This window comes from Serratia sp. GW822-FHT06E05, from assembly GCF_058799445.1.
The window spans coordinates 212,818-227,605 of record NZ_JBXALM010000003.1; the positions used below are offsets into that span (position 1 = coordinate 212,818).

Below are 14,788 nucleotides of genomic sequence, written 5' to 3' on the forward strand. Positions count from 1 at the left end.
CAAAATTTTAGTGGCGCAGATATTACCACAGACGTCTGTAATAGCTGCAAAACGTATTGCGCAACCGGCCTGCCTAACCCAGCCACTTCGCCCAACTGGTGCGAACCTGTTCACGCTCGGCGGCAAATTGCCCCTTGGCAACCTTGCCTGAATGCTCCTGCAACGCCAGGTGGTGAATTTCATCGCGCATGGTGACGTAGGCCTGAGTGAGCGCCTGCGCCTCTTCTTCCGGCATGATGCCGTAATTGGCCATCAACTCGAAAATGCGTACGTTATCAGACCAACGCGTCAGACGGGGCTCGGTGCTTGCATAGCTTAAGACCAGATACTGGGCAATAAATTCGATATCGGTGATACCGCCCTCGTCGGCTTTGATATCAAAGAGTTCACGCTGCTTGTTACCGAGGTGATTGCGCATTTTCTCGCGCATCTCGCGTACCTCCAGCCGCAGCGTTTCGCCGTCGCGTGGTTTGCACAAGATCTCACGGCGAATCGCGTCAAACTGCTGATGCAGCGCCGGATCGCCATGGACGATACGCGCCCGCACCAGTGCCTGGTGCTCCCAGGTCCAGGCCTCGTTCTGCTGATAATCGGCAAAGGCTTCAACCGTGCTGACCAACATGCCTGCTGCGCCCGAAGGGCGCAGGCGAGCGTCCACCTCGTACAAAATGCCGGAGGAGGTGCGGGTACTGAACAGGTGCATGACGCGCTGCGCCAAACGCAGATAAAACTGACGGCCGTCGATGCAGCGATCGCCGTCGGTCATCACGTCCGGAGGACAATCCAGAATAAACACCAGATCAAGATCGGAACTGTAGCCTAGCTCCCAACCGCCCAGTTTTCCGTAGCCAATCACGGCAAAACCGCGCCCTTCCCGTTCCTGCAAATGGGTCGGTTGACCATAGCGAGCAACCATGTCGTTCCACGCTTGCTGCACCACCGCGTCGATAATGGCCTCGGCCAGATAGGTGAGGTGATCGCTCACTTTCATCACCGGCAGCGCGCCGGAAATATCCCCAGCTGCGATGCGTAACTGCTGCGCCTGTTTGAATTGACGCAATGCCTCAAGTTTCTGCTCTTCGTCATCTTCCGGTACCCGCAACAGATACTGGCGCAGTTCGCTGCGGTAAGCGTCCGGGGCCACCGGCTGATACAGCGTCGCCGGATCCAGCAGTTCGTCCAGCAACAGCGGATAGCGCGACAGCTGGTTGGCGACCATCGGCGAAGCGGCGCACAGGCGAATCAGATGGCTGAGCGCCGCGTGGTATTCCACCAGCAGCTCAAGGTAGGTGGTGCGCGTTACGATGCTCAACAGCAGCTGGGTCAACCGCAGCAGCGCCGTCGGCGCATCCTGACGCGGACACACTTCCGCCAGCAGACGCGGCATCAATTGATCAAGCACATCGCGACCGCGCGGGCCGATAGTGCGTTTGTCGACATCGTGACGAAACTCGGCGATGGTACGCAACATCTGCCTGCGCGCTTCTTCATCCAGGTGTGGCGTCAACGGTGCCAGCTCGTGTTCTTCCAGTGCGTCCTGCCACAGGCTGTGGTAGTGCTGATAATCGGGATCTTCGCCCACATCGGGGCTATCGTCGCCAATCAGGTCGTTAAATACCGCTCTCACCGCCTGCATATGCTCGTCCAGCGCCGCGAGCAGCGTCGACCAGTCGTCGAACCCCATGCCCCAGGCCAAACGGGCCTGATCGAGCTCATCTTGTGGCAGCGTCTGCGTTTGTTGGTCGGCAATGGCCTGCAGCAGGTTTTCCAGCCGGCGCAGGAACAAGTAGCTGGCGCTCATCGCCTGTACCTGCTGCGGCTCCAGCAACCCCAGTTCCCCCACCGCCTGCAGCGTGGGCAGCAGCGATCGCCCCTGCAGCGCCGGCTCTCGCCCGCCGCGGATCAATTGGAATACCTGAGTGATAAATTCAATTTCGCGGATGCCGCCGGCACCCAGCTTGATGTTGTCTTTCAGCCCACGCCGCCGCACTTCGCGGGCAATCATGCCTTTCATATTGCGCAGCGACTGGATCACGCTGAAATCGATATAGCGACGGAAAACGAACGGCCGCAGGGTTTTGCGCAACTCTTCACTGTAGGCGTCTTCCGAACCGCCCATCAGCCGCGCTTTCACCATCGCGTAACGTTCCCAGTCGCGCCCCTGCTCCTGGTAGTAGTCCTCCAGGGCGGCGAAGCTCATGACCAGCGGACCACTGTCGCCGAAGGGCCGCAGCCGCATATCCACACGATAAACAAAGCCGTCGATAGTTTGCTGATCCAGCGCCTTGATCAGCCGCTGCCCCAGACGGGTAAAGAACTGCGCGTTATCCAACTCGCGCCGTCCTCCCTGGGTCTGACCGTTTTCCGGGTAGGCAAAAATCAGGTCGATATCGGACGAGAAGTTCAACTCGCCGCCGCCCAGTTTCCCCATGCCGAGGATCAGCAACGGCTGGGGTACGCCCTGGGCGTTGCACGGGGTGCCCCACTCACGGCAGCAGGTTTGATACAGCCAGTCGCGAGCGCTGACGATCAGCGTTTCCGCCAGCCCGCTCAGCTGCAACAGCGTCTCTTGCGTGCTGCACAGATTCTGCGCCTGCGCCCAGGCGATCCTCACCAGCGTCTCGCGGCGGAACAGACGTAACGCGCGCATCAGTTGCGCTTCGTCGCGCACATCTTCCAGCGTGTCTTGCAACCAGGCGGCGTAATGTTGCCACTCGTCCGCGACCGGTGGCTGTTTGCGCAACGTCTCCAACCATTGCGGCTGACTGAGCAACATGTCGCAGACAAAATCGCTCGACGCCAAAACCTGCTGTTCCTGGCTGCTGAGCACGCAGTCCGCGCCCTGAGTTTCCTGAAAACGCTGCACGATGCTCTGTGCCTGAACCTGTAACCTGCTCGAGAGTGGCAACATAGTGAAGGATCCGTTCTGCGGCCTGCGCCTCGCAGGCCAGCTTTATTAGCGGAGCGCGCCGTTTAACCAGAATGGCGCATGCGATAAGGCCTGCTTGCGGCTGGATTCGTACCAGCCTTGACGACGTTCGGCCAGCGCCTGCTGCAGTTCGCGCCAGCTTTCGATATAAGGACCGGTTTCGTCATCGGGATAAGCACCGGACAGCAGGATAAATGCCGACACCTGACGGGTCAGGCGCGGCAACTGTTCCTCGTATTCATCCTCGTTCAACGTGCGCGTGAAGGCCTCTTTCAACTCGGCCGCGCTGCGCCCCAGCATAATGTCACTGAAACGTTTGAATGAACCGTCGAGCTTGGTTTGCGCCTTGGCGTCGATAAAGGGTTTCCAGGCGCCGGTCACCAACCATGATGTGAGCGCTAACTTACACTGCAGGTATTCTGCGCTGTAACACAACACCTGCGGTTGAGTGCTCTTATCAATCAACAGCGGCTCCAGTGCGGTCAGGCGGGCGCGCAGATCGGCGCTGGCTTTGCGTGGTACCAGACCACCGAAGATCACCAGTGCCTGACGGATCAGCGCAATCGCCTCCATAACCGAGCGACGGGCCTGGGTATCACCGCGCAGCCACAGCTCTTCGTGATACTGCCAGTGGCTCAGGCCCAGTTCGAAGCTGGCAACCATACCCTGCTCTACGCTGGATTTGGCCGCAGGCTTCAATACCGCCAGCGGGCGGCGCTCACGCGGAGCATTGCCCTGCGCCAGATGATAGCCGCGCGCCGCTTTGCTCAGGTTGCCCTGACGCAGGCCACCGTGCATCGCCAATTCGTTGGCCAGCGCCAGCAGATCGTCGGTATTACCCGTTTTAAGCTCCAGCTCAATCTCGCACAGCGCTTCACTCAGCTCACCAGCGCTGACCTCGCCCTGGTCAAGCCCAACCTCAATCTCGCTCTTACCGTAAGTGACCACCCACTTCTCACGCACGAAGTCGGTGCGGAACAGGGGCTGCAACGCCTGCTGCAGCGCGTCGACATCACAGCCTTGCGGCCAGATATCCGCCGGGAACCGTTCCAACGCCAGCTCCGGCGTAGTGATAGCCACATTATATTCCGGGCGCTGATGCAAACCCGCCACCACCTTACCGGCGGTTTTGATGGTCATTTCATAACTGTCGTCGAAGCCGCGGATACGCAGCCCCATATCCTGACTGCGCAGGAAATTATCGGCGGTTTCGAAGTAGATATTGGTCAGTTTTTGCGGCGCGGAATGCTGATGAGGCCAGGCAGCCAACTGCTGCGGCAAAGCGGCAACCGCATCCGGGGTAGCAATAAATTTCAGTTCTATTTCAACGGTCATAAGTCTTTTACACCAATAAGTTACGCATTCGCGTCAGCCTTCACGGCGGCGGGCCTCGCCTGCCGCGCTCTGCCCGATGACGCACAGTTGCCGTTATCTTACCGCGATTCCCTGCACCTTAACCCTGCTAACTGCAGAAAAAACCTGTTACGTTATAAAACACTGCGCAACTCACAGAATCTGCCACAGTAAGATAGTTCTCATTCCGGTTTTTGCGTTGCGTCGTCAGACTGAACGCTCTACTATCGTTCCCATAAATTCACACAGAAACGATGAACTAATGCAGAAATTACGCCTAATTTGCCTTGCCGTGCTGAGCTTCAGCATCACTTGGGGCGCCCATGCCGAAGATAAACGCTATATCTCCGATGAATTGAATACTTACGTCCATAGCGGCCCGGGTAATCAGTACCGTATCGTCGGTACCCTGAACGCCGGTGAAGAAGTCACCCTGTTGAGCGTAAATGACAGCACCAACTATGGCCAGATCCGCGATGCGAAAGGCCGCACGACCTGGATCCCGCTCAATCAGCTGAGTCAGACGCCAAGCCTGCGCACCCAAGTGCCGGCGCTGGAGCAACAGGTAAAAACCCTGACCGACAAGCTGGCCAACATCGACAATAGCTGGAACCAGCGCACGGCAGAAATGCAGCAGAAAGTGGCCGGCAGCGACAGCACCATCAGCGGTCTGCAGCAGGAAAACCAGGATCTGAAAAATCAGCTGGTGGTCGCACAGAAAAAGGTTAACGCGGTTAATCTGCAGCTCGACGACAAACAGCGCACCATCATCCTGCAGTGGTTCATGTACGGCGGTGGCGTAGCCGGCGTAGGCCTGCTGCTTGGCTTGTTGCTGCCACACCTGATCCCGCGGCGCAAAAGCAACAACCGCTGGATGAACTGATTTCAGTCTCCTTCTGTTTGAGATCGGGCGCCTGCGGGGCGCCCTTTTTATTGGCTGCGGCACCGCCCGGCTAATTGAGGTAATCTGGTCAGCAGAGCCTTAAGATAAATTCAGGAGTTAACAGTGAAGACTTACCTGGTCGGCGGCGCCGTCCGCGACAGCCTGCTTGAGATACCGGTATTCGACCGCGACTGGGTGGTGGTGGGCGCCGCGCCGTCAGAGCTGATCGCGCTGGGATATCAACAGGTCGGTAAAGACTTCCCGGTGTTTCTAAATCCCAAGACCCATGAAGAATATGCGCTGGCGCGCACCGAGCGGAAATCCGGCCAGGGCTATACCGGTTTTACCTGTTACGCCGCGCCGGACGTGACGTTGGAACAAGATCTGCAGCGCCGGGATCTGACCATCAACGCCATCGCCCGCAGCGCCGACGGGGAGTTAATCGATCCTTTCAACGGCGTGGCCGACCTGCAAGCGCGGGTGTTACGCCATGTATCTGAAGCTTTTGGTGAAGATCCGTTGCGCGTGCTGCGCGTGGCGCGCTTTGCCGCCCGCTTCGCTCATCTGGGTTTTACCGTCGCCCCGGAAACCGCGGAGTTGATGCGTCAGATGGCGAACAGCGGCGAACTGGCGGCGCTGACCCCGGAACGGGTCTGGAAAGAAACCGAGAAGGCGCTGCAGAGCCAAAGCCCGCAGGTCTATTTCCAGGTGCTGCGCGACTGCGAGGCGCTCAGCGTACTGTTCCCGGAGATCGATGCTTTATTCGGCGTGCCGGCCCCCGCCAAATGGCACCCGGAGATCGATACCGGCATTCACACGCTGATGACGCTGGCTATCGCCGCCCAACTCAGCCCCGAGGTCGACGTACGCTTTTCGGCGCTGTGCCATGATTTGGGTAAAGGGCAGACACCAAAAGAGCTGTGGCCTCACCACCACGGCCATGGGCCTGCCGGTGTTGTGCTGGTCGATGCCTTGTGCCAGCGGTTGCGCGTCCCCAACCCGGTACGCGACCTGGCCAAACTGGTGGCCGAGTATCACGACCTGATCCACACCGTTAACAAACTGCGCCCGGAGACCCTGTTGAAACTGTTTGATGCGGTCGATGTCTGGCGCAAGCCTCAGCGGTTGGAGCAGATGATCCTTACCAGCGAAGCCGATGCTCGCGGCCGTACCGGATTTGAAAACAATCCCTACCCGCAGGGTGACTATCTGCGCCAGGCGTTTCAGGTGGCGAATGCCGTCTCGGTAAAAGAAGTGGTGGCCAGCGGCCTGCAAGGGCTGGCGATCCGTGATGAGCTCAAACGGCGTCGTCAACAGGCGTTGGCCGACTGGAAACAAACCCAGGATATCCTGAAAGACCAGGCATAAAAAAACCCCGCAGCGCGGGGTTTTTTATTGACGTGTCGCTTACATGAAGACCATGTAAACCACGGCGGCAACGATAAAACGATAGATGGCGAACGGCACAAACGAAATGCGTTTGATCAGCGACAGGAAGGTTTTTATCGCGATCAGCGCTACGACGAAAGCGGTAGCAAAACCGACGGCGAACATCGGTAAATCGCCCATCGTCAGGAAGTGCAGGCTCTTGTACAAGTCCAGCCCGCTGGCACCGATCATCATCGGCACCGCCAGAATGAAGGAGAACTCGGAGGCCGCATAACGGTTAACGCCCACCAGCATACCGCCGGCAATGGTCGAACCTGAACGGGAAAAGCCCGGCCACAGCGCCAGACACTGGAAGCAACCAATCATAAACGCCTGGCGGTAGGTGATGTCATCCAGCCCTTCAGCGCTCGGTTTTTTCGGCTTCAGCCATTCTGCCGCCAGCAACAGGAAACCACCGACCACCAACGCATACATCACGTTTTTCGGTGCGAACAGCGATTTGATGAAATCATGGAACAACAGCCCCAGCACTACTGCGGGGATCATCGCCAGCAGGATATGGCCCAGTTTCAACCGGCCCGCCGTTTTGCCTTCGTGCTCAACCGGCTTACCGCCGAAATGAATGCCGATCAGCCCAAACAGACGGCGCCAGAACATCACCACCACCGCCAGAATCGACCCCAACTGAATGATTACTTCAAAGGTTTTGGCCTTATCGCCGGTAAAACCCAGCCACTCGCCAACGATGATCATGTGCCCGGTAGAAGATACCGGCAAAAATTCAGTTAACCCTTCAACCACCCCAAGAACAAACGCAATAAACAGTGAATGCATGTCCGCCATGTGCTTCGATCACCCCATAAATTTACGGCTATAAACATAAAAAAGCGGCAGTGCTCAATACATTGCCGCTAAAACAATTCTCAGGTTCAGACCAGACTAACGGTCTTTAGTTGCACCTGTATGACAGAACATCACACCGGACGGGTACCACGCTCAATAATCACCCCAACCCGGCTGGCATGTGCAACGGCCCCCGGTTTGCTGACCTTAATACGGACCCAGGGGGAATTGAAGCGCTGGAGCAATATTTCAGATATTTCCTCTGCCACACGCTCCACCAACGCAAAGCGATTTGGCTCCACGTGCTGGATGATGGCTTCACTGATATCGGCATAGCTCAGACAGTCGTTCACGTCGTCGCTGGTGGCCGCCTGGCGGTTGTCCCAACCCATTTCGATATCGAACACCAGCTTCTGGCGAATGTTTTGTTCCCAATCATAAACGCCAATGGTGGTGATTACGGTAAGTTCTTCTATAAATACGATATCCATCACGTCATTCTCTGTTTTTGGCCTTGCCGGATACCACTTCCAGCGGAATATGCGTATTATCCCTTTATGTTGCGAGTAAAACGACCCTTATTAAACGGAACCGCGTTATGAGTGCTACCGCGCTTGGCATGATTATCTTCGCGTATCTGTGTGGCTCAATTTCCAGTGCGATCCTGGTTTGTCGGATCGCCAGGCTGCCCGATCCGCGTGAACATGGCTCAGGGAATCCAGGGGCTACCAACGTCCTGCGCATCGGCGGTCGCCTGGCGGCGGCGGCGGTGCTGGTTTTCGATATTCTCAAAGGAATGCTGCCGGTGTGGCTGGCATACAAGCTTAATGTCCCACCGCTGTACCTGGGGCTGACGGCAATTGCCGCCTGCGTTGGGCACATCTATCCGGTGTTCTTCCATTTCCGTGGCGGCAAGGGCGTGGCAACGGCATTTGGTGCCATAGCACCGATAGGCTGGGATCTGACCGGTCTGATGACCGGTACCTGGTTGCTGACCGTGTTGCTCAGCGGTTACTCTTCGCTGGGCGCGATTGTCAGCGCGCTTATTGCCCCCTTCTACGTTTGGTGGTTCAAACCGCAGTTCACCTTCCCGGTAGCTATGCTGTCATGCCTGATCCTGATGCGGCACCACGACAACATTCAGCGCCTTTGGCGTGGCCAGGAAGGAAAAATTTGGGGCAAATTCCGCAAGAAAAAGCCTGAAGCGGTTGAGCAGGAAACCAAAAAAGAAGAGTAACTCATAACGCCAGGGCAGGTCAGCCTGCCCCGAATTAACCCGGTTTCTGTTCCCCACGGTGCCCGTTTTTTTGAGTTATCACTCTATCGTCGTGAATATATTGCGTTTTCCCGCCAGAGTAACGCCTCTGCAGTAATAATATCCCTCTTTCAAAATCGCATGAATTGCCAAATGGCCCCATCGCTAATGATTATCATTAGCGACAATTAAATATTGTCATTCCCTAAAGATGGATCATCAATAAAATGCCTATGAAGACTATTCGGCGCCTGATAATAAAACAGCCTAACCTTTTTATGCTGCTGGCAGGAATATGTACCAGTTCATTGGCTTATGCCGCAGGGGAAAACGAAAGTGTCATTACCGTTTACGGCGAGGGAAATACGGCAGAAGAAGCCATAGGATCCAATGGAACCTATGCCGCCAAACAAAGCGTTACGGCAACAAAAACCAGCACGCCATTAATCAAAACCCCCCAGTCTATTTCCGTTATTACGCAAGAAGAATTACAAATCAAACGCCCAGCCACCATTAAAAATGCGCTCAGCTATACGCCGGGTGTAATGACAGGCAACAGCGGCAGTTCGAGCATATTTGATAGCGTCATGATCCGGGGATTCAATAACGTCAGCCAGAATATCTATTTGGACGGTTTGAAATTACAAGGGGATATGTATGCCGACAGCAAAGTGGATCCGTATTTTTTACAGCGGGTAGAAGTTTTGCGCGGTCCGGCCTCGGTGCTGTATGGCAAAAGTAACCCTGGCGGCGTTATTTCCAGCGTCAGCAAGCGTCCACAAAAGCAGCCATTGCATGAATTACAACTGCAGGCCGGCAACCATCACGAATGGAAAACCCAATTCGATTTCAGCGACGCTCTTGATGATGAAGAAGCATTGGCTTACCGCTTAACCGGTAATTATTACGAAGCGCACAGCCAGCAAAAGGGCGAGCGTGAAAAACGCTATGCCATTGCGCCTTCTTTGCTTTGGCAGCCGTCGGATAAAACCTCGCTGTTGTTTCAGCTGTCTTTGCAAAACGAACCACGCACCGGTTATTACGGCTGGCTGCCGAGCGAAGGAACTTTGACTGCCGGCGAATTCGGCAAATTGTCTCCTTCGTTTAACGAGGGCGAGCCCAGCTATAACCGTTTCGAACGCCAGCAGCGCGCGGTGGGCTATCAGCTTGATCATGCCTTCAACGATACCTGGTCCTTCCATCAGGGCGTCCGCTATCAGCATACCAAGGTCAACTGGCGCAGCATCTATGGCAACGGCCTGTGCAACCCAATGACCTGCATGGGAGTAGCCCCCCAGCAATACGGCACCACCTTGTCCCGCACAACCATGGTCAGCGACGAGAGATTGAATGGGTTAACCACGGATACCCGGCTGGAAGGGAAATTGAACGCCGGCAGTTGGCGCCACACCCTGTTGATGGGGATCGACTATTCGCAGCTGCGCAACGATCTGCAAAACAAGATGGGCTCTGCCGCGCCGCTCAATCTGGTGAACCCGCAGTATGGCAACCATGATGTGCTTTATTTTGGCGACACCCATACGATTAACAAAAACCACCAGTTAGGCACTTATCTGCAGGATCAGGCCGAATGGCAGAACTGGGTATTCACGCTGGGTGGCCGCTTTGACCACAGCGTCGTAAAAACCCATGAAAGCAGTAATATGACGGGCGCGGAATCCTCATCCAGCATCACGGATAATGAATTCACCTGGCGTGGCGGCGTTAACTATGTTTTCAATAACGGCATCGCACCTTACGTGAGCTATAGCGAGTCATTTGAACCCAATAGCGGCAACAGTTTATCAGGCCAGGCTTTCAAACCTTCCCGAGGGAAGCAATATGAAGCAGGGATTAAATTCATCCCTGATAACGCACCGGTTTCTGCCTCTATCGCCGCATTCCAACTGACCAAAGACAATAATTTACGCCGTGATGCCATTAACCCTTATTACAATGTGCAGGAAGGCAAAATCCGCTCTCGCGGGATTGAAATTGAAGGTAAGGCCGCACTCACTTATAACCTTAATTTAATCGCAAGCTATACCTATACCCATGCAGAGTTCCGCGATAACTCCGGTAATAATGGTCATACTCCAGCCATGGTGCCTAAACATATGGCTAATTTGTGGACCGATTACACCTTTAATCAAGGCTGGCTAAATGGGCTGAGCCTCGGCGGTGGCGCACGTTATGTGTCAAGCACCCCAGGTGACGATGGGAATAATTTCAAAGTCCCGAGCTATACGGTTTTTGATACCGCCATAAAATATCAACTGGATGATATCCCCGGACTGGAAAACGCAGAAATTGCTTTAAACGTAAATAATCTTTTTGATAAGCACTATGTTTCCTCTTGCTTTACCAACAATACCTGTTCATGGGGTGCGGAACGGCAAATCCTCACCACATTAACCTTGCATTGGTAATAACAAATATTACAGCCCTATTCTTCCGAAATTATATTGAGCTACATGTCGTGCTTTAATTATGGCGTTTAATTTTCGCCACTCTATTTCTTGGCCAATCTTGGCCAAGAATCCTTATTGATATTCCTCAGGGGAGTTATTATGAGTAGTCATCAAACGGGGGCCGGTAAGCCTGGTCCTATCGGGCGACTGCTGCGGCCTATACGTGGGAGCCTTATTGTCGCCGGGGTACTGGCAGCTATCGGCACAATATTCACGCTGGTGCCGTTGGCGGGCATTGCCCATATTGCCGTCATTGTTTTGGGTCATCAGGAACAAACAGGAGCCGCTACTCCGTTGCTGGCGGCGGGTGGGATTGGCGACAGCGTCGTCGTCTGCCTGGTCAGCTTGTTTGTCGGCTTAATCATTGTCACCCTGGCCGAAGTGCTCGCACACCTGGCCGATAACCGCATTACCCATGGCCTGCGCATTACGGCGGCCCGGCGTCTGGCACAGGTGCCCTTGGGGTGGTTTAGCGACCGTGCCTCAGGCGAAGTGAAACAGGCGATGCAGGACGATATTGGCACTCTGCACGATCTCACCGCCCACTTTTTCACCACCCTGGGACGCACAATCGGCGCGATGCTGATCTCGGTTATCTACATGTTCGTCATGGACTGGCGGATGGCGATCGTCTCGATCATTCCTTTCTTCCTGTTCTTCTTCATTTTCGGCAAGGCTCAGAAAGCCGGAGCGCCCCATATGGGCGAGTTTGTTAAGGGGTTAGGCCGTATCAATAATGCCGTAGCCGAATTCGTTAACGGCATCCCGGTGATCAAGACCTTCAGCGGCGGCGGCAAAGCGCACAGCAGCTACCGTAAAGCGATCGCCTCCTTTACCCAGGTATTCACCCGTACCATGAGCCCGGTGATCAAGACCATCGCGCTGGCGAATGCCATCGTTGCTCCGGTGACCGTATTGGGGGTGGTGTTGGTTTTCGGTACCTTGTTTGTGGCATTGGGCTGGCTTGAACCGCTTAACGTCTTGCCGTTCGCCCTGGTCGCACCGGGTATTTCCGCCCCGCTGCTGCTAATGGGCTTTATTACCCACGGCCTGCGTAATGCCACAGGGGCAGCGGAACGCATACAATCGCTGCTGGACACGCCGATCCTCACGCAGCCGGAAGTGCAGCCAATGCTGAAAGACGCGGAGATCCGTTTCGAACAAACCGGTTATTCCTACAATAGTGACAGTCACGTGCTGGCAGACATCAACCTCAGCCTGAAACCCGGCAGCGTAACCGCCATCGTCGGCCCATCCGGTGCGGGCAAATCCACTCTGGCGCGCTTGCTGTTGCGCTTCTTCGATCCGACGCATGGGCGCATCACGCTTGGCGGCGTCGATCTGCGCGAAATGAGCTCGACCCAGCTTTATCAACACATTGGTTTCGTGTTGCAGGAAGTGAAGCTGATCCACGCCAGCCTGCGAGAAAATATTGCGTTGGGTCGCCCCAATGCCAGCATGCAAGAAATCGAAGCCGCCGCCAGGGCTGCCAATATTCACGATCATATCCTGAGCTTGCCACGGGGCTACGACTCGGTAGTCGGGGAGGATGCAAAACTCTCCGGGGGTGAACAGCAGCGCGTAAGCATTGCGCGCGCCGTACTGTTGAACCCACCGATTTTGGTACTGGATGAAGCCACCGCCGCCGCTGATGCGGAGAACGAATACCTGATTCAGGAAGCCCTTTCCAACTTTGCCAAAAATCGTACGTTACTGGTGATTGCCCATCGGTTAGACACCATCATGCACGCCGATCATATCGTTGTGCTTGAGGACGGCACAATCCGCGAACAAGGCAACCATGCCGAGTTGTTGGCCGGCCAAGGCCGCTATGCTCGCCTCTGGGCTGCGGGGGGTTACGAAAACATGACGAAACAGGCGGATCAACCATGTTAAAAACATTTATGCAGTTGCTCGGCAACGATGCTCCCATATTCCGTCGTTATATCGGCATGGCCGCGCTTTACGGTGTGTGTTGCGGCCTGACAGTCACCACCTTGGTGCCTATTGTCGGCTATCTACTGCAAGGTGAAGTCTACACGGCTGCCGGTTGGCTGATAGCGCTTTTCGCCGGCGTACTTTTGAGCTGGCTGTTGCGCAGGCGCGTCGATTTCGCCGGCATGAACGTAGGTTCATCGCTGTTACTGACCGCCCGTCAACGCATTGGCGACCATGTGGCTACCTTGCCTATCGGCTGGTTCACTCCTGATAATACGGCGCGACTCAGTCATGTGGTTTCTCAGGGGATGATGGATGTGGCGCAACTCCCGGCGCACCTTTTTACACCGATCGTCAGCGGTGTCGTCACGCCGCTGGTGCTGGTGATAGCGCTCTGCACCCTGCAGTGGCAAATGGGGCTGCTGGCGCTGGCGGCCCTCCCCCTGATTGCCGGTATTTTCCTGCTCTCAGCGCGGCTCGGTACCCAGGCTGACGAAGCCTTCCATCAGGCATCCGCCCACACCAGCCAACGTATGGTGGAGTTTGCTCAGGCACAGTCCGTACTGCGCGCCTTCAATGGCGAAGGCGGCGGGACCCGTTTCCTCGAACAGGCCATCGATCGGCAGTATCAGTCAGGCAAGCGGCTTATTTATATCTCCACGGCCTCTGTGGTGCTCAACTCCTGGGTAGTGCAACTGGTGTTTGCCACCCTCTTGGTCACCGGAGCCACGCTGCTGAGCCATTATCAGGGGAACCTGCCGGCTATCGGTAGCGCCGTGGGGACGGTGATCGCCCTGATGCTGGTTAGCCGCTTTATCGACCCGTTGCTGGACGTTGCCAGTTATGGCGAAGCCCTGCGAAACGCCCGCGGCCAGTTAAATGCCGTCAGCGAAATTTTAGCCATTACCCCCTTGCCCGAACCTCAACAGGCGCAACGGCCACATGACGGCTCGCTGGAGCTGCGCGATGTTTCGTTCAGCTATTCGCCAGAACAGGCTGCCGTACTGCGCGGGGTCAGCTTTAAGGTTGAACCCGGCACCATGACCGCACTGGTTGGCGCATCCGGCTCGGGTAAAACCAGCCTGGTTCGTTTGATTGCGCGTTTCTTTGACGTCACCGGCGGGGTAGTGATGATTGGCGGAGCCGACGTACGCCAGATCTCTAACGAACAATTGACGGATCAGATCAGCCAGATTTTCCAAAATACCTACCTGTTCCAAGGCAGCATTGGCGAAAACATCCGTCTGGGTAAGCCGACGGCCAGCGATGAGGAAGTATTGATGGCCATCGAACAGGCCGGTGCGGCGGAAATCATCGAACGGCTGCCCCAGGGGCTGGATACCCCGGTAGGGGAAGGCGGCGCACGGCTTTCCGGCGGCGAGCGCCAGCGTATTTCTATCGCCCGCGCGCTGATTAAAGACGCCCCTGTTCTGCTGGTTGATGAAGCGACTGCGGCACTGGATCCCGAGAATCAAGCGATCATTGCCGACACCCTGGCACGGCTGCGCGGCAAGAAGACGTTGATTGTCATTGCGCACCAGCTGTCGACGGTAGCGATGGCCGATCAAATTCTGGTACTGCAAGACGGCGAAATTGCTGAACGCGGCACCCATGCCCAGCTTGAAGCCCTGGGGGGACGCTACGCGCATTTCCTGACTCAGCGGCACAGAACCAAAGGTTGGCGTATTGCCTGACTGAAAACTGAAAAGGCTCCCACTGGGAGCCTT

The 14,788-nt window shown here is 55.9% G+C and carries 10 protein-coding genes; 6 read left to right on the forward strand and 4 right to left on the reverse strand.

From position 1 onward, the window contains the following. Nucleotides 1-73: 73 nt before the first annotated feature. Nucleotides 74-2,911: a bifunctional [glutamate--ammonia ligase]-adenylyl-L-tyrosine phosphorylase/[glutamate--ammonia-ligase] adenylyltransferase gene (glnE, locus tag AC1RKC_RS10960; protein WP_261139585.1), complete on the reverse strand. Its 2,838-nt coding sequence runs from the start codon at nt 2,909-2,911 to the stop codon at nt 74-76. A gap of 45 nt (nt 2,912-2,956) precedes the next feature. Next, on the reverse strand, nt 2,957-4,264 hold the full coding sequence (locus AC1RKC_RS10965; protein WP_048759828.1) for a CYTH and CHAD domain-containing protein: 1,308 nt from the start codon (nt 4,262-4,264) through the stop codon (nt 2,957-2,959). A gap of 280 nt (nt 4,265-4,544) precedes the next feature. On the opposite strand from AC1RKC_RS10965, the gene AC1RKC_RS10970 reads away from it, so the two are divergent. Together AC1RKC_RS10970 and AC1RKC_RS10975 are read left to right on the forward strand one after the other, a co-directional pair. Continuing rightward, nucleotides 4,545-5,165 (forward strand): TIGR04211 family SH3 domain-containing protein, encoded by a 621-nt coding sequence (locus AC1RKC_RS10970; protein ID WP_020828715.1) that lies wholly within the window; start codon nt 4,545-4,547, stop codon nt 5,163-5,165. A 123-nt stretch (nt 5,166-5,288) separates the two neighbouring features. Continuing rightward, entirely contained in the window at nt 5,289-6,533 is a 1,245-nt protein-coding gene (locus AC1RKC_RS10975; protein ID WP_046372588.1) for a multifunctional CCA addition/repair protein, read from the forward strand. Nucleotides 6,534-6,572: 39 nt separating this feature from the next. On the opposite strand, the gene bacA is transcribed toward AC1RKC_RS10975, so the two are convergent. Both bacA and folB read right to left on the reverse strand, forming a co-directional pair. Next, complete coding sequence (bacA, locus tag AC1RKC_RS10980) at nt 6,573-7,397, reverse strand: undecaprenyl-diphosphate phosphatase (RefSeq protein WP_020828717.1); 825 nt, start codon at nt 7,395-7,397, stop codon at nt 6,573-6,575. Nucleotides 7,398-7,528: 131 nt separating this feature from the next. Next, nucleotides 7,529-7,888: a bifunctional dihydroneopterin aldolase/7,8-dihydroneopterin epimerase gene (gene folB / locus AC1RKC_RS10985; RefSeq protein ID WP_046372587.1), complete on the reverse strand. Its 360-nt coding sequence runs from the start codon at nt 7,886-7,888 to the stop codon at nt 7,529-7,531. Between the two features lie 107 nt (nt 7,889-7,995). On the opposite strand from folB, the gene plsY reads away from it, so the two are divergent. The 4 genes from plsY (at nt 7,996) to AC1RKC_RS11005 (ending at nt 14,755) form a co-directional block, all read left to right on the forward strand. Then, the gene (gene plsY / locus AC1RKC_RS10990) at nt 7,996-8,634 is read left to right on the forward strand and encodes a glycerol-3-phosphate 1-O-acyltransferase PlsY (protein ID WP_046372586.1); all 639 of its coding nucleotides are present in this window, start codon (nt 7,996-7,998) and stop codon (nt 8,632-8,634) included. A 251-nt stretch (nt 8,635-8,885) separates the two neighbouring features. Continuing rightward, the gene (gene fhuA, locus AC1RKC_RS10995; protein WP_493092467.1) at nt 8,886-11,081 is read left to right on the forward strand and encodes a ferrichrome porin FhuA; all 2,196 of its coding nucleotides are present in this window, start codon (nt 8,886-8,888) and stop codon (nt 11,079-11,081) included. Nucleotides 11,082-11,222: 141 nt separating this feature from the next. Continuing rightward, nucleotides 11,223-13,019 (forward strand): ABC transporter ATP-binding protein, encoded by a 1,797-nt coding sequence (locus AC1RKC_RS11000; protein WP_046372585.1) that lies wholly within the window; start codon nt 11,223-11,225, stop codon nt 13,017-13,019. Continuing rightward, on the forward strand, nt 13,013-14,755 hold the full coding sequence (locus tag AC1RKC_RS11005; RefSeq protein ID WP_046372584.1) for an ABC transporter ATP-binding protein: 1,743 nt from the start codon (nt 13,013-13,015) through the stop codon (nt 14,753-14,755). The genes AC1RKC_RS11000 and AC1RKC_RS11005 overlap by 7 nt, the downstream gene beginning before the upstream one ends. Nucleotides 14,756-14,788 lie beyond the last annotated feature (33 nt).

Coding starts and splice junctions, on each gene's coding strand:
- glnE (WP_261139585.1), bottom strand. CDS start 2,911: ATGTTGCCACTCTCGAGCAGGTTACAGGTTCAGGCACAGAGCATCGTG.
- AC1RKC_RS10965 (WP_048759828.1), bottom strand. CDS start 4,264: ATGACCGTTGAAATAGAACTGAAATTTATTGCTACCCCGGATGCGGTT.
- AC1RKC_RS10970 (WP_020828715.1), top strand. CDS start 4,545: ATGCAGAAATTACGCCTAATTTGCCTTGCCGTGCTGAGCTTCAGCATC.
- bacA (WP_020828717.1), bottom strand. CDS start 7,397: ATGGCGGACATGCATTCACTGTTTATTGCGTTTGTTCTTGGGGTGGTT.
- folB (WP_046372587.1), bottom strand. CDS start 7,888: ATGGATATCGTATTTATAGAAGAACTTACCGTAATCACCACCATTGGC.
- plsY (WP_046372586.1), top strand. CDS start 7,996: ATGAGTGCTACCGCGCTTGGCATGATTATCTTCGCGTATCTGTGTGGC.
- fhuA (WP_493092467.1), top strand. CDS start 8,886: ATGAAGACTATTCGGCGCCTGATAATAAAACAGCCTAACCTTTTTATG.
- AC1RKC_RS11000 (WP_046372585.1), top strand. CDS start 11,223: ATGAGTAGTCATCAAACGGGGGCCGGTAAGCCTGGTCCTATCGGGCGA.
- AC1RKC_RS11005 (WP_046372584.1), top strand. CDS start 13,013: ATGTTAAAAACATTTATGCAGTTGCTCGGCAACGATGCTCCCATATTC.